Source organism: Microbacterium schleiferi (assembly GCF_038150145.1).
Lineage (GTDB): Bacteria > Actinomycetota > Actinomycetes > Actinomycetales > Microbacteriaceae > Microbacterium > Microbacterium schleiferi_B.
Map to the genome: position 1 here is coordinate 78,636 of NZ_JBBWSA010000011.1, position 14,113 is coordinate 92,748.

The window sequence follows — 14,113 nt, forward strand, 5'->3', positions numbered from 1 at the left end:
CGTCATGGTCTTCGAAGGATCCAGCGCGGCGCTGTCGCACACCGGCAAGGTGCGATCGAACAACCAGGACTCCGGGTACGCCGGATCCAACCTGTTCATCGTCGCTGACGGGATGGGCGGCCACGCCGGCGGCGACGTGGCCTCGAGCATCGCGATCGCGCAACTCGCGGACCTCGACCGCCCCTTCGACTCGCCCGCCGCAGCCGAACGGGCACTCGGCGAGGCGATCACCGACACCGCGGCCGCCCTCATCGACACCGTCGCCGCACGCCCGGAACTCGCCGGCATGGGAACGACAGTCAGCGCCCTCGCGATGGTCGACGACTACGCCGTCATCGCCCACATCGGCGACTCCCGCGTGTATCTGTACCGCGACGGAGCGCTGACCCAGATCACCACCGATCACACGTTCGTCCAGCGTCTTGTCGATTCGGGTCGCATCACCCCCGAGGAAGCGCGCTACCACCCGCGCCGCTCGGTGCTGATGCGCGTGCTCGGCGACATGTCGCCGAACCCCGAGATCGACACGTTCGTCATGCCGACTCAGCCGGGCGACCGGTGGCTCCTGTGCTCCGACGGACTGTGCGGCGTCGTCCCCGACACACAGACGGCCAAGGCGCTCGGCGCAGATCTTGCTCCTGCCCGCACCGCTGACGCTCTTCTGAAGATGGCCCTGGATGCCGGAGCTCCCGACAACGTCACGATCGTGCTCGTGGATGTCGGGGGGCGGCATCCACTGTTCTCGGGAACCCCGACGGTTGTCGGCTCGGCGTCCAACCCCGAGGGCATCGACGTTCCTGCAGCCCGCAGCTCCCGCACGAGCTGGCTGCACCCCGCGCGGCAGGCCGCCAACGAGCCGACGCACTTCGAACCGGCGCCCGAATTCCTCGAAGAGCTCATCGAAGAGGACCGGCGCCGCTCGCGTCGCCGCAGGCTCGCCTGGATCGCAGGCTTCGTGATCGTGCTTGCGATGATCGGCGTCGCGCTCTTCGGCGCCTACCAGTGGACGCAGACGCGCTTCTTCGTGGGCGCCGACGACGACACCGTGGTCATCTACCGCGGCATCCAGCAGAACATCGGTCCGATCTCGCTATCGACCCCGTACGAAGACACCGGGATCCTGCTCGCCGATCTGCAGTCCTTCGACCGAGCTACCGTCGAGCGTACGATCTCGGCGCGATCCCTTGCCGACGCGCGGGCCATCGTCGACAGGATCGAATCCCGGGCGGAGGTACCCAGTGGCTGACCCCGCGATCACGCGTGAACCGGCAGCCGAGATCTCGGCCGATACGGCGGTCGTCCGCGCGCTCAAGAGGTTGCGGACCCCGCAGAAGCAGCGAAACCGCGAGCTCGGCCTGCTGCTGTTCGCTCTGGTGCTCTCCCTCGGTGCCCTCGTACTCGTCCAGCTCGGCGTCATGGGCGAGATCGCCCCCGGTTACCTCATCGCATTCGGCGGACTGTTCACCACGGTCATCGCCGTCCACATCGCGCTGCGCGTCTGGGCGCGCGATGCCGACCCCTTCGTGGTGCCGATCGCGACGCTGCTCACGGGGCTCGGGATCGCGATGATCTACCGCATCGACCTCGCTATCGGCGCAGAGGGGTGGGATGCGGCGTCAGTTCGCCAGCTCGCGTGGGCGGGCATCGCGATCCTCGGATGCCTCGCCGTCGTGATCGCGCTGCGCAACTACCGCGTGCTGTTCCGGTACACCTACATCTTCGGGTTCGCGGGAATCGCCCTGCTCCTGCTCCCGATCGTGCCGGGTCTGGGCACCGATGCGAACGCCGACGTGTGGGTCTCGCTCGGGATCTTCTCGTTCCAGCCCGGAGAACTCGCGAAGATCTCCCTGGCGATCTTCTTCGCCGGATACCTCGTGCGCACCCGCGAAAGCCTGAGTTCTGTCGGCACCCGGTTCCTCGGCATGACGTGGCCGCGAGCGCGGGAGCTCGGTCCCCTCCTCGTGCTCTGGTTGATCTCGCTCGGCATCATCGTCCTGCAACGCGACCTCGGCACGGGGCTGCTGCTGTTCGGGATGTTCGTCGCGATGCTGTACGTCGCCACAGGCAAGACCTCCTGGGTCGTGATCGGTCTCGTGCTGGCCGGAGCCGGAGCCTTCTTCGCTTCGCGCGTGTTGTCCTACGTCGGCGGACGCTTCGACAACTGGCTCGATCCCTTCAACGTCGAGCGCATCGACGCCACCGGCGGCAGCTACCAACTCGTGCAGGGGATCTACGGCCTCGCCCACGGCGGGCTCATCGGCACCGGGCTCGGACAAGGTCGCCCCTACATCACGCCGCTCTCGCAGAGCGACTACATCCTGCCGAGCCTCGGTGAAGAACTCGGCCTTGCCGGGGTATTCGCGATCCTGCTGCTGTACATGGTGTTCGTCGCGCGCGGCATCCGGATCGGCGTCGCAGGGCAAGACGACTTCGGCAAGCTCCTTGCCACCGGGCTTGCCTTCACGATCGCCCTCCAGGTGTTCATCATGGTCGGCGGAGTCACGCGCATCATCCCGGTGACGGGCCTGACGACACCCTTCCTCGCGGCGGGCGGATCATCGCTGGTTGCCAACTGGATCATCGTGGCTCTGCTGCTTCGCATCTCGGATGCCGTCCGCAGCCGTCCTCGCGCGGTGATCGGATGACGGGGGTGATCGCACGATGACCAAGGAGTTGCGGCGGCTGAGCATCCTGGTGCTCATGATGTTCCTCGCGCTGTTCGCGTCGACCACCTGGATCCAGGGGATCCAGTCAGCGGACCTCGCCGACTACCCGCAGAACAAGCGCGCCCTCTATGACTCCTACGAGGTGCAGCGCGGATCCATTATTGCCAGCGGCTCGGCTATCGCATCATCCGTGCCCTCGAGCGACGTCTTCAGCTGGCAGCGCGTCTACGTCGACCCCGACATGTGGGCCCCCGTGACCGGAGTGATCCCTGTCGTCGGGCAAGCCACCGGCATCGAGCAGGCGATGAACGACGAGCTCAGCGGTACAGCGAGCTCGCAGTTCCTCTCGCGCATCGAACAGATCCTTACCGGACAACCTCCGCGCGGCTCCAACGTCGTGCTGTCGCTGGATGCCGACGTCCAGCGGGCCGCGTATGAGGCGCTCGGCGACCTCCAGGGCGCGGTCATCGCCATCGAGCCCGATACCGGGCGAGTCCTCGCGATGGTCACAAGCCCCAGCTACGACACTAATCTGCTCGTGTCGCATGACACCGCTCAGGTGGAGACTGACTACGCCGCGCTGCTCGCCGATCCGGCGAACCCGCTGTACAACCGCGCGATCGCAGGGGATCTCAACCCGCCGGGGTCGACGTTCAAGATTGTCGTCGTCGCCGCGGCTCTCGCGTCAGGGCAGTACACGCCCGAGTCGCAGATCCCGAACCCCGCCATCTGGCAACTGCCGCAGTCGTCGAACACGATCCGCAACTCCAGCGGTGGCACGTGCGGTCCCGGCGAAACCGTATCCATCGCCGACGCGCTGCGCCTGAGCTGCAACATCCCGATGGCTCAGCTTGCCGTGCAACTGGGGGACGAGGCGATCCGTCAGCAGGCCGAGAAGTTCGGCTTCAACCTGTCGTTCAGCATTCCTCTGGACTCGACTGCCTCGAGCTATCCCCGCGGGCTCGATGCCCCGCAGACCGCCCTCACCGGCTTCGGCCAGGGGCAGGTGACCGCGACACCGCTACAGATGGCGATGGTCTCGGCCGGAATCGCCAACGGCGGGATCGTCATGAACCCCCGAATGGTCGATCAGGTCATCGGCCCGGATCTGTCGGTACAGCAGACGTTCGAGAGCACGGTTTTCGGTGAGGCACTCAGTCCCGAGCTGAACGAGGAGATGGTCGCCATGATGGTTGCGAATGTCGAAAACGGCGCCGCCTCGAATGCAAGAATAGAGGGCGTCGACGTGGCCGGTAAGACGGGTACGGCGGAGAACGGACCCGACAAGCCGTACACCCTCTGGTTTACCGGGTTCGCGCCCGCCGACGATCCCGAGGTGGCAGTGGCAGTCGTCGTGGAGAACGGTGGCGGAATGGGTCAGTCGGGATACGGGGACCTCATCGCGTCCCCGATCGCGAAGAAGGTCATGGAGGCGGTGCTGAACAAATGAGACCGACGCAGGGTGTGACCTTCGGAGGCCGTTACGAGCTGGATTCGCGGATCGCGATCGGCGGGATGGGCGAGGTCTGGGAAGCAACAGACCACGTCATCGGACGCACGGTCGCGATCAAGATCCTCAAAGACGAGTACATGGGCGACCCCGGGTTTCTGGAGCGGTTCCGCGCCGAGGCCCGGCACGCTGCCCTGGTCAACCACGAGGGCATCGCCAGCGTCTTCGACTACGGCGAAGAGAACGGCAGCGCGTTCCTGGTCATGGAACTCGTGCCGGGTGAGGCTCTCTCGACCATCCTCGAGCGCGACGGTTCGCTGTCGACCGACAAGACGCTCGACATCATCGCCCAGACCTCGGCAGCCCTGCAGGCGGCACACGCCGCCGGTCTCGTACACCGTGACATCAAGCCGGGCAACCTGCTGATCACCCCCGACGGCCGCGTGAAGATCACCGACTTCGGTATCGCTCGCATCGCCGACCAGGTTCCCCTGACCGCCACCGGTCAGGTCATGGGCACGGTGCAGTACCTCTCGCCCGAGCAGGCATCCGGTCACCCGGCATCCCCCGCCACCGACATCTACTCGCTCGGCATCGTCGCCTACGAGTGCCTGGCAGGCAAACGCCCGTTCACGGGCGAGTCGCAGGTCGCGATCGCGATGGCCCAGATCAACGAGCAGCCGCCGCCGCTGCCCCCGACCGTCGCTGTGCCGGTGCAGAACCTCGTGATGGCGATGATCGCCAAGAAGCCCGAGGACCGCCCCGCCACCGCCGCTGCCGTCGCTCGCTCCGCAACGGCGCTTCGTCGAGGCGACGTCGCCGCGGCAGCAGCAGCGATCCCCGCGATCGCCACGGGAGCAATCGCCGACGACGACGCAACAGCCCTGCTGACGTCCGCCGCGACATCCGCCGAGACCCGGCTGATGCCTGCTCCGGAGACCCCGGCCGAAGAGCCCGCGCCACGCAAGCGCAGCCCGTGGACGTGGCCGCTCGTTGCACTCATCGTGCTGCTGGTTCTTGTTCTCGGCGGCACGATCTGGGCTCTCGTTGCCAACCAGCAGCCGGCGCCTGAACCGACCAGTTCGTCGTCGGCGCCGTCGCCCAGCGCATCGACACCGACGCCCTCGCCCAGCGAGACGCGCATCAACATCGACGCACTGAACCTGGTGGGCATGCAGTGCGAGCAGGCAGTGCAGACGGCGAAGAGTGCAGGTGTGCTCGAAGTCGTCACAGACACGGGCACGCCGGCTCCGGATGACTCGCAGGTCGGTGTCGTCTGGCAGGTCAACCCGACCGGAAACATCGAGCCGACGAAGGCGCTCACGATCTCGTGCTACGGCCAGGTCACCCCGATCGGCGGACCGAGCAACCCGCCCGCTATCCAGGGTGGTGCGCCTGCTGCTGCGGGGTCCACCGTCACGCTGACCTGGGACAGTTTCACCTGTCCGACCGGCACGGGAACCCTCAGTGGTTATACCGTCACACTGCAAAACGCGGTCTTCACGGTCGACGGCACGTCGCAGCGCACGTTCCCCCCGAACGACCGTGAGGAGGCGATCCTCATCGCCAACGCCGCCGGTCAGACCCTGACGGCGTCATACACGGCACTGTGTAGCGGGTCCGAGCAGCGGACATCGGATGCCTCGCCGAAGATGCAGGTTCAGATCCAACCCGCCTCGACCCCTAACCCGACCACCACGCCCTGACCGGAGGTTCACAGGAAGCGCTCGACTAGGCTGAGAAGACTGGCTCAGTCAGGGAGGGGTAGTGTGACCGACGATTCTCGCGTGCTGTCGGGCCGCTACCGGATCGACGAGTCGATCGGCCGCGGCGGCATGGCCTCGGTGTACCGCGGATACGATCTGACGCTCGGTCGCGACGTGGCCATCAAGATCCTCAATCCCGAGTTGGCGCGCGACGCCGGCTTCCGCACGCGCTTCCGTCTGGAAGCGCAGGCTGCGTCGCGGATGTCGCACCCGACCATCGTGCGCGTGTTCGACGCCGGCGAAGAGACCGAGTCTCTTCCCGACGGGACGACCCAGCCCGTTCCCTACATCGTCATGGAGCTGGTGACGGGGCGCCTTCTGAAGGGCGTGATCGAGGACGGTCCCGTGGAGGCCGAGCGTGCCGTCGCGTATGCCGACGGCATCCTTGAGGCCCTCGAGTACTCGCACCGCGCGGGCGTCGTGCACCGCGACATCAAGCCCGGCAACGTCATGGTCACCCCCGACGATCACATCAAGGTGATGGACTTCGGTATCGCTCGCGCGGTTTCGGATTCGTCGTCAACCGTTGCCGAGACCACCGCGATCCTCGGCACTGCCGCCTACTTCTCGCCCGAGCAGGCGAAGGGGGAACCGGTCGATGCTCGTGCGGACCTGTACTCCACGGGTGTCGTGCTCTATGAGCTGCTGACCGGTCGTGCGCCATTTCGGGGTGAGTCCCCGGTCGCCGTCGCCTACCAGCACGTCAGCGAGACTCCGCTCACACCGTCGGAGATCAATGAAGAGATCCCGCGTGCGTTGGATGCCGTCGTGCTTCGCGCTCTCGCGAAGGATCCCTACCAGCGGTACCAAGACGCTGCATCCTTTCGGGCCGCGCTGACTCATGCCCTGACCGGCAAGGCGCCCTCGCGTCGGCAGTTGGGAACGCTGACCAGTGAGCTGTACGGCCCTAACCCGCGGCAGGCCGCGGAGACCGCGCGTTCGCTCCGACAGCTTTCGACCGACACGACGATGCGACGCACACAGTCGGGTCCCCCGGTGGCGTGGGTGTGGGCGGGCGTCGCGATCCTCGCTGTGTTGCTGATCTCTGTACTGTTCTGGGTACTTACCATTCCGCGCGGCGGCGAGAATGTCCCGAGCAACTCGCGGATCGTCCCCGACGTGACAGGCATGACCTACGAACGCGCCGCGGAGGAACTGACCGCCAACGATCTGGTTCCGGTGCGCGTCGAAGAATCAAGCGTCACGGTGGCCGAAGGAAACGTCATTCGCACCGACCCCGGCACGGATGTCTCCGTCGAGGTGAACCAGCAGATCAAGGTCTACGTTTCGACGGGACAGGAGCTCGTGGCAGTGCCGGCGCTCACGGGCCTGACCCAGGAGACTGCCGCGCAGGCCCTCGAGCAGGTCGGTCTGAAGGTGGGCACGGTGACCTCGCGCAACGATCCCGCCCTCGACGCCGGAATCGTGATCGCTGCAGACCCGGCAGGCGGCGACGAGGTCGCAGTCGGCAGCAGCGTCGATCTCGTCGTTGCGACGGGTCGTGTTCTGATCAACGACGTCACCGGCTACACCGTCGAGGCAGCAACGCGGGAACTCGAAGCCCCCGACACCCAGTTGACGGTCGAAACGCAGGAAGACACGTCGTGCCCCGCGGCCACCCCGCCTGTCGTCATCGCGCAGTCTCTCGCGCCCGGTGAGGTGCCGGTGCGCTCGACGATCACCTTGACCTACTGCGCGGGCTGATCCGCCACTCCTCCCGCCCGCTGACCTCGGCTCATCAGGCTGCCGAGACTGCATCCTGCCCGCGAGAGAGCTCGTAGAGCGCGCGGCCTCACGGGCACGGTGCAGTCTCGCGACGGGTTACTCAGACACCGGCGGCGACGTGTGGACGGAGCCTGCCCGATCGTTCGACGGCGTCCGGGTGGCCGACCCGTTCGAGCCAGTTCGCCAGCAGCCGGTAGCCGCCTTCGGTGAGCACGCTCTCGGGGTGGAATTGCACACCCCACAGCGGCGCGTCCCGGTGGGCGATACCCATCACGATCCCGCTGTCGGTGCGGGCGGTGATGACAAGGCTCTCGGGAATCGTGTCGGCATCAACCGAGAGTGAGTGATACCGGTTGGCGATGAACGGCGACGGGATGCCGGTGAACAGCATCGACCCATCGTGAGTCACCGGCGAGGTGACACCGTGGAACAGTTCCGGAGCCACGGACACCCGAGCACCCAACGCCTCGGCGATCACTTGGTGTCCGAGGCACACCCCGAGCACGGGAACACCCTGCTCGACGGCCTCCCGGACGAGATGCTGCGACGCCGCAGTGTCGGCGGGGCGCCCGGGCCCGGGGGAGATGAGGATGCCCGCATGATCACCGACGAGCCGCGCAACGGCATCCGCGGTGATCTGGTCAGCCTCCACCATGACGGTCGTAGCGCCCAACTCGTGCAGATACCCCACGAGCGTGTGGACGAAACTGTCGTGGTTGTCGACCACCAGTACGGGGCCGACGCTCGGCAAACCGGCGCTCACCCGACCGTCGCGTCCTGCGGAGTGGTCAACTCACTGATCCAGGGGAAGACATAGAAGACCAGGCCGTACAGAACGGCGGCGGCCATCACGGCGAGAATCGTGACCTTGGCCCACCACGGGCCGGGCAGCACGTGCCAGAGAGCTGCATACATCAGGCGATTCCTTCCGTGAGGGATGCCGGCGGCCCGGCCTCGCGCGGAGTGAATGACTCGAACACACCGTACGCGATGATCCGCTCCGTCATGCTCCAGCGCGGACTGCAACTGGTCATCGTGATGTAGGCGTCGCCGGCCGCGACATCCATCTGCGGAACGGCATCAAGGACCGACGTCTCGGTCGGCTTCACGTACTCAAGAGTGCGGAACCTGTAGGTGTACCACCCGGCTTCAGTCTCGACGACGATCGCGTCACCGATCCGCAGCGTCTCGATGTCGGAGAACGGCTTTCCGTAGGTCGTCCGGTGGCCGGCGACCGCAAAGTTCCCTGTCTCGCCCGGCATCTGCGTTCCGGGGTAATGGCCGATACCGATCGGATCGAGCGTCCGTGCTCGCGTCACACCGCCTGCGATCGTGACACTGTAGTCGGGCCCCCAGCGGGGCACGCGCATGATGGCGAAGGCTTGCGCATCGTCGGGCTGACCAAGAATGGGGATGGTCACGTCGGTCTCGGTCGTCGCTGTCGGATCCGGCGAGGCCGACGCATCCGGCGTGGGAGATGCAGTCTCCGTTACCCGCGCCCACTGCTGCGACAACTCGCTGCCGGCGGCGTTCTTCTGGGCACCCTGGATCACATCCCCGAGCCACAGCTGCCACCCGACGTACAGGAACGCCAGCACACCCAGAGTGATGAGCAACTCCCCGATCACACCGAGGACACTCACCCGCCGGCGGCGCTTCGCTGGGCGACGCGACCGGCGGGTCGGGTGCGGCGTCTGCTCCGCATCACCCACGGGCATCCCCTTCGTCTGGAGTCCTCGACGAGGCCCAGGTCCCCGGGCGTCGTGCATCTCGGGCGATTCTATTCGTCTCCTGCTGGAGGAGCCCTGGCAGTTAGACTTGTGCGCATGGCACGCCAGAGCAACGACGACGACCCGATCGTCGAGAGCAGCAGCGCGGACTCCGCACCGAACCCGGTTTGGTTCAAGCCGGTGATGATCGGACTCATGTTGCTCGGACTGGTGTGGGTTCTCGTCTTCTACATCAGCGGCATGCAGTTCCCGATTCCCGGGATCGACGCGTGGAACCTCGTGATCGGTTTCGGCATCGCCTTCGTCGGGTTCCTGATGACCACGCGCTGGCGCTAGCCGTACGGATTCGTCCTCACCGAATTACACGGCTGTGATTCATCCCCAGGTGTGGATGAATCTGTGGATGAATCACACGTAGAACACGGCAGGGATGGCGAGCAGGGCCAGCAACCCCAAGCCGATCGCGATGAGAAGTCCGATCTGCAGCGGCTGTCGGGCCTTCGTGCGGGTGCGGGCAAAGACCAGCCCGATGAGTGCCCCGACGACCAGGCCGCCAACGTGCGCCTGCCATGCGATGTTGTAGCCCGGAACGAACCCGATCACGAGGTTGATGCCGAGCACGATCAGGATGCCGGTGATGTTCGCTCCGATGTGACGGCCGATCACCAGCAGCGCACCGAGGAGCCCGAAGACCGCGCCCGAGGCTCCGACAACCCAGATCCCAGGCGCGATCAACGCGACGCCCACCGATCCGCCGAGTCCGGAGAGCAGGTAGAGCGCGACAAATCGGCCATGCCCGAGCAGCGGCTCCAGCGACCGCCCGATCATCCAGAGCGCGAGCATGTTCAACCCGACGTGGAAGAAGCTCGAGTGCAAGAAGACCGCGGTGAGCAACCGCCAGGGCTCGAAAGCGATGGATGGGATCACGTAGGCGCTGTTGAAGGCGAACATGCCCTCGAGCGCAGGGATGAACAGCTGCAGAACAAAGACCGCCGCGGTGATCGCGATGATGGCGTATGTCGCGGTGGGGCGCTGCGTCCCGACCGCCGTCACCGGCGCGCGCGACCAGCGGCGCTCGGCCTTCTTCTGCGCGCTCGACTGCGTCGCTCGTTGCTCTCGCATGCACTCCGGGCAGATGACCCCGACCGCGGCCTGCGTCTGACACTCCGGACAGATGGTGCGCATGCAGCGCTGACACAGCACGAAGCTCTGCCGGTCAGGATGCCGGTAGCAGAAGTTGTCCCGGTTGCTGCGGAACGCGTCGGAAGTCGTCACGGCAGACGCCGCCCCCCGTCAGACCGAAGCGATGTCGATCGACGAAATGACGACAGGCTCGATGGGGCGATCGCCCGGGCCGGTGGCAACGGCGCTGATCGCGTCGACGACACGGCGCGAGTCCTCATCCGCGACCTCACCGAAGATCGTGTGCTTGCCATGCAACCACTCGGGACCACGACCGCCCTGACCGGGAACCGTGATGAAGAATTGGGAGCCGTTCGTCCCCTCGGGCTGACCGGTGATCGCGTTGCGGCGCAGGCCCGCGTTGGCCATGGCCAGCTTGTAGGGCTCGGTGAAGGTGAGCTCCGGGCTGATCTCGTCGTTGAAGCTGTAACCGGGACCGCCCGTACCGACGCCCAGGGGGTCGCCGCCCTGGATCATGAAGCCTTCGATGATGCGGTGGAAGATGACATCCGTGTAGAGCGCGCCCTCACCCGGCTTCCCGGTGGCCGGGTGCGTCCACTCGCGGCTTCCGTCGGAGAGGCCGACGAAGTTCTGGACGGTGCGCGGGGCCTGGTCCCCGAAGAGGTTGACGACGATGTCGCCGTGGTTGGTGTGGATCGTGGCGACCGCGGTGTGGTGAGGCATGTGGCCATTCTTTCAGAGTTCGCCGTGAACACTTCCCGTCTGCGGCTCACATGGCAAGATGGGAAGACCACGTCGACACGACAGGGAGGGCCCCGTGAGCCTCAGCCGCAAGCGCAAGAAGGAACTCCGCAAGCTCCAGAAGCACGCGAACGACATCTGGGAGTCGCAGCAGGTGCTGGTCGGCGAAGCCGCTGACATCGCCCGGGAGGCCGGTCGGCAGCTGGGCAACTACGGCCGCGAACAGGTCGTGCCCCAGGTCCAGGAGGCGTATGGCCGATACGCGCAGCCGTATGTGCAGCGCGGAATCGCGTCATCCAAGTCGTTCCTGACCAACCGCGCCATCCCCGCGACCGGAGCCGTCGTCGGTTCCGCACTCTCTGCCTGGGACGCGGCAAACGAGACTCGCGCGAAGCTCGCCGCGGGCCGTGGGCTGTCGGCACCTGACGCCAAGAAGTACGCCAAGCTCGCCGACAAGTACGGCAAGGATGTCTCGAAGAAGCTGTCCAAGAAGCTTTCGGCGCTCGAGCCCCAGAAACAGGGGATCGGTGCCGGTGGCGTCTTCGCGATCATCCTCGGTGTGATCGCAGCAGCGGGTGTGCTCTACGCCGCGTGGCAGACGCTGCGGGCTGACGACGAGCTGTGGGTTGCCGACGACCCGCTGCGCGCTCCCGACGCCTGATCCAGATCAGCTCTCACTGCGGCGCTCGGCTTCCGGGCGCCGCAGTCGTTTGTGCTGACGCTCTCAACGTGTGAAGGAACCGAGTCCCGCCATCCGTAGGCCGATGTTCACGAGGCTGACCCGCTTGAGCCTGCGAACCTGGGTCAACGGAAACCAATCCGCGCGATCTGTTGTGCCATCGGTCTCGTTGCGCAGCTCGCCGCCGGTGACGTGGGCGCGATAGACAATCCGGAGTGCCTGCAGCGGCAGGTCCGATCCGGGGACCAGGCGCCGGTGGGCGGGAATCACCCGCGAATGGATACCGAGAAGTTCGTCCAGCGCCACGCGGTAGCCGGTCTCTTCCTGAACTTCGCGTCGGGCCGCGGCATCCGGACTCTCGCCCGGCTCGAGACCACCGCCGGGAAGTGTCCATCCGGATGCGCCGCCCTCGTTCCAGTGCGCGAGCAGCATGCGCCGGTCGTCGTCGATGACGATCGAGTACGCCGCGACCCGCAGATCCATGGGTTCACGATACGGGAGCTGCCGGCTGCGTCTCCTGCATACGCGACCGGAACGTCGCATCCGCGCGGTGCGGCGCGAGCCGACCCCGCTCACGGAGGATCGGTAGGACGAGGTCTCCGAACGCCGCAACGTCCCGCGTTCCGAAGACCGGCTCGATGAGGAATCCGTCGAGTCCAGTGCGGGCGGCGAGCTCCTCAACGCCGTCCGCGACCTCGGTCGGGTCTCCGACAACCCGGAACCCGCGCGTGCCTCGGCCGCGCAGCTCGTCGAGGATTTCTCGGACCGTCGGGGCTGGCCTGTCGGCGCTGCCCAGGAATCGCTCGATGTTGCTGGTACCCATCTGTCCGATGGGCCCACCAGCGTCGAGCACCTGGTGCAGGGTCTGGTCGGGATCGAGGGTTCGCAGATCGATGCCCGTGTTTCCCGCATAGAGGGTCGCGACCACGTCGTCGGTCTGCATCCGGTCAAATTCGTCCGCAAGTTCCCGTGCCTCGGCCGAGGTCTCGGCAACAATGGCGGTCAGCCCCGCCATGGTCACGAGCGGCGCCATTCGCCCTGCTTCGGCCGCGCGACGGTGCAGGTCGGAGACCGCCGATGCCGTGTGGCTTGGTGTGGTCGCCTGCACGAAGACGCACTCGGCGTGGCGGGCAGCAAATGCCCTGCCGGCCGGGGATGTTCCGGCCTGAAAGAGCAGCGGAGTGCGCTGCGGCGTGGGCGGGGCGCCGTAGTACCCGCGGGAGCGGTAATGGTCACCTTCGTAGACCACGCGGTGGATGCCGGACCGCTGCGCGTACACCCCGGATGCCCGGTCGGCGACAAGCGCATCGTCACTCCAGGCATCCTCCCAGTACCGCCGCGCGAGTGAGACGTACTCCTCGGCCATCGCGTACCGGGTGTCGTGCGCGAGCATCTCGTCGTGGCCGAAGAGTTCGGCTACCGCGTTCTGCGATGCGCCGGTGACGATGTTCCAGCCGATCCTCCCGCCCGAGATCGCATCGAGCGTCGAGAAGCGACGGGCAAGTTGCACGGGGTGGTCGATTCCGGTGGTCGCGGTGACGACGAATCCGAGGTCTGATGTCTCACGCATGAGCACGGGCAGGAGCGTCGCCGGGTCGTAGCCCGAGAAGTTGATGCCGTGCGCGACCGCGTCCGCGCTGATGTCGTCGCCGACGATCGGGTAGCCATACCCGTCGGCGAAGAACAGGAAGTCGAATCCGGTGGCATCCATCACCTTCGCAAGGCGCACCCAGCGCTCGGGGTCGGCGAAGTCGATCGAGTCGCTCAGCGGATGCGGCCAGCTGAGCGTGCCACCCACTTGCGGGCCGTACACCTCGAAGACCCCAAACCGCAGCACAGACACGTCAGCTCCCATCGCCGCGCACGCGCGTGCCGCGGTGACGCAACGCTACGCGCCGGCTGTTTCACGCACATGACGCTGCGCAAGAGGCGGGAGTGCCTCGGGAAGAAAAAACTGTGGAGCCTAGGAGATTCGAACTCCTGACATCCTGCTTGCAAAGCAGGCGCTCTACCAACTGAGCTAAGGCCCCGGGGCTTGCGTGGGGCTACCAGGACTTGAACCTGGGACCTCTTCATTATCAGTGAAGCGCTCTAACCGCCTGAGCTATAGCCCCGTGTGGTGCCGGCACATCGCACCGTCAACCTCCAAGACTTTACCCGACAGGGCGCGTTTTCCACGAATCCGGATGCGGGCTGCCTGGAGTTCGCTTAGC

Annotated in this window: 14 protein-coding genes and 2 tRNA genes; 7 read left to right on the forward strand and 9 right to left on the reverse strand. The window is 66.3% G+C overall.

Annotated elements, in window-relative coordinates; all coding sequences use genetic code 11:
* The first annotated feature begins 4 nt into the window (after nucleotides 1-4).
* The 5 genes from AADH62_RS12740 (at nucleotide 5) to pknB (ending at nucleotide 7,586) form a co-directional block, all read left to right on the forward strand.
* The gene (locus tag AADH62_RS12740) at nucleotides 5-1,246 is read left to right on the forward strand and encodes a PP2C family serine/threonine-protein phosphatase (RefSeq protein WP_341579798.1); all 1,242 of its coding nucleotides are present in this window, start codon (nucleotides 5-7) and stop codon (nucleotides 1,244-1,246) included.
* A 7-nt stretch (nucleotides 1,247-1,253) separates the two neighbouring features.
* A complete protein-coding gene (locus AADH62_RS12745) occupies nucleotides 1,254-2,645 on the forward strand; it encodes an FtsW/RodA/SpoVE family cell cycle protein (RefSeq protein ID WP_425355689.1) in 1,392 nt (463 codons plus the stop codon).
* Nucleotides 2,646-2,661: 16 nt separating this feature from the next.
* On the forward strand, nucleotides 2,662-4,116 hold the full coding sequence (locus AADH62_RS12750) for a peptidoglycan D,D-transpeptidase FtsI family protein (protein WP_341579800.1): 1,455 nt from the start codon (nucleotides 2,662-2,664) through the stop codon (nucleotides 4,114-4,116).
* Nucleotides 4,113-5,822 carry a serine/threonine-protein kinase gene (locus AADH62_RS12755; RefSeq protein ID WP_341579801.1) on the forward strand — a complete coding sequence of 570 codons (1,710 nt, stop codon included), beginning with the start codon at nucleotides 4,113-4,115 and terminating at the stop codon, nucleotides 5,820-5,822. The genes AADH62_RS12750 and AADH62_RS12755 overlap by 4 nt, the downstream gene beginning before the upstream one ends.
* 63 nt (nucleotides 5,823-5,885) lie before the next feature.
* Entirely contained in the window at nucleotides 5,886-7,586 is a 1,701-nt protein-coding gene (pknB, locus tag AADH62_RS12760; protein WP_341579802.1) for a Stk1 family PASTA domain-containing Ser/Thr kinase, read from the forward strand.
* A 121-nt stretch (nucleotides 7,587-7,707) separates the two neighbouring features.
* Here the strand turns inward: pknB and AADH62_RS12765 are convergent, their stop codons facing one another.
* The 3 genes from AADH62_RS12765 to AADH62_RS12775 are packed head-to-tail and all read right to left on the reverse strand — an operon-like array spanning nucleotide 7,708 to nucleotide 9,319.
* On the reverse strand, nucleotides 7,708-8,370 hold the full coding sequence (locus AADH62_RS12765; protein WP_341579803.1) for an anthranilate synthase component II: 663 nt from the start codon (nucleotides 8,368-8,370) through the stop codon (nucleotides 7,708-7,710).
* Nucleotides 8,367-8,522 carry a hypothetical protein gene (locus AADH62_RS12770; RefSeq protein ID WP_341579804.1) on the reverse strand — a complete coding sequence of 52 codons (156 nt, stop codon included), beginning with the start codon at nucleotides 8,520-8,522 and terminating at the stop codon, nucleotides 8,367-8,369. The genes AADH62_RS12765 and AADH62_RS12770 overlap by 4 nt, the downstream gene beginning before the upstream one ends.
* Nucleotides 8,522-9,319: a class E sortase gene (locus AADH62_RS12775; protein WP_341579805.1), complete on the reverse strand. Its 798-nt coding sequence runs from the start codon at nucleotides 9,317-9,319 to the stop codon at nucleotides 8,522-8,524. The genes AADH62_RS12770 and AADH62_RS12775 overlap by 1 nt, the downstream gene beginning before the upstream one ends.
* Before the next feature lie 114 nt (nucleotides 9,320-9,433).
* Here AADH62_RS12775 and AADH62_RS12780 point away from each other — a divergent pair, with 114 nt between their 5' ends.
* The gene (locus AADH62_RS12780; protein ID WP_292712700.1) at nucleotides 9,434-9,673 is read left to right on the forward strand and encodes a cell division protein CrgA; all 240 of its coding nucleotides are present in this window, start codon (nucleotides 9,434-9,436) and stop codon (nucleotides 9,671-9,673) included.
* 72 nt (nucleotides 9,674-9,745) lie between these two features.
* Here the strand turns inward: AADH62_RS12780 and AADH62_RS12785 are convergent, their stop codons facing one another.
* Nucleotides 9,746-10,612, reverse strand: coding sequence for a rhomboid family intramembrane serine protease (locus AADH62_RS12785; RefSeq protein WP_292712698.1), 867 nt, complete (start codon nucleotides 10,610-10,612; stop codon nucleotides 9,746-9,748).
* Nucleotides 10,613-10,630: 18 nt separating this feature from the next.
* On the reverse strand, nucleotides 10,631-11,203 hold the full coding sequence (locus AADH62_RS12790) for a peptidylprolyl isomerase (protein WP_341579806.1): 573 nt from the start codon (nucleotides 11,201-11,203) through the stop codon (nucleotides 10,631-10,633).
* Between the two features lie 94 nt (nucleotides 11,204-11,297).
* Here AADH62_RS12790 and AADH62_RS12795 point away from each other — a divergent pair, with 94 nt between their 5' ends.
* The gene (locus tag AADH62_RS12795; protein ID WP_341579807.1) at nucleotides 11,298-11,882 is read left to right on the forward strand and encodes a DNA helicase; all 585 of its coding nucleotides are present in this window, start codon (nucleotides 11,298-11,300) and stop codon (nucleotides 11,880-11,882) included.
* Nucleotides 11,883-11,945: 63 nt separating this feature from the next.
* Here the strand turns inward: AADH62_RS12795 and AADH62_RS12800 are convergent, their stop codons facing one another.
* The 4 genes from AADH62_RS12800 to AADH62_RS12815 form a co-directional block, all read right to left on the reverse strand.
* Nucleotides 11,946-12,383, reverse strand: coding sequence for an NUDIX hydrolase (locus tag AADH62_RS12800; protein ID WP_292712692.1), 438 nt, complete (start codon nucleotides 12,381-12,383; stop codon nucleotides 11,946-11,948).
* 4 nt (nucleotides 12,384-12,387) lie between these two features.
* Entirely contained in the window at nucleotides 12,388-13,743 is a 1,356-nt protein-coding gene (locus tag AADH62_RS12805) for an NtaA/DmoA family FMN-dependent monooxygenase (protein ID WP_341579808.1), read from the reverse strand.
* 114 nt (nucleotides 13,744-13,857) lie between these two features.
* Nucleotides 13,858-13,930 (reverse strand) — tRNA-Ala (locus AADH62_RS12810).
* Between the two features lie 10 nt (nucleotides 13,931-13,940).
* Nucleotides 13,941-14,014: transfer RNA gene (locus AADH62_RS12815), tRNA-Ile, on the reverse strand.
* Nucleotides 14,015-14,113: the final 99 nt, after the last annotated feature.

Excerpts from the sequence above, each read along its gene's own strand:
- AADH62_RS12750 (WP_341579800.1), top strand. The coding sequence starts at position 2,662 with ATGACCAAGGAGTTGCGGCGGCTGAGCATCCTGGTGCTCATGATGTTC.
- AADH62_RS12770 (WP_341579804.1), bottom strand. The coding sequence starts at position 8,522 with ATGTATGCAGCTCTCTGGCACGTGCTGCCCGGCCCGTGGTGGGCCAAG.
- AADH62_RS12790 (WP_341579806.1), bottom strand. The coding sequence starts at position 11,203 with ATGCCTCACCACACCGCGGTCGCCACGATCCACACCAACCACGGCGAC.
- AADH62_RS12740 (WP_341579798.1), top strand. The coding sequence starts at position 5 with ATGGTCTTCGAAGGATCCAGCGCGGCGCTGTCGCACACCGGCAAGGTG.
- AADH62_RS12780 (WP_292712700.1), top strand. The coding sequence starts at position 9,434 with ATGGCACGCCAGAGCAACGACGACGACCCGATCGTCGAGAGCAGCAGC.
- AADH62_RS12755 (WP_341579801.1), top strand. The coding sequence starts at position 4,113 with ATGAGACCGACGCAGGGTGTGACCTTCGGAGGCCGTTACGAGCTGGAT.
- AADH62_RS12800 (WP_292712692.1), bottom strand. The coding sequence starts at position 12,383 with ATGGATCTGCGGGTCGCGGCGTACTCGATCGTCATCGACGACGACCGG.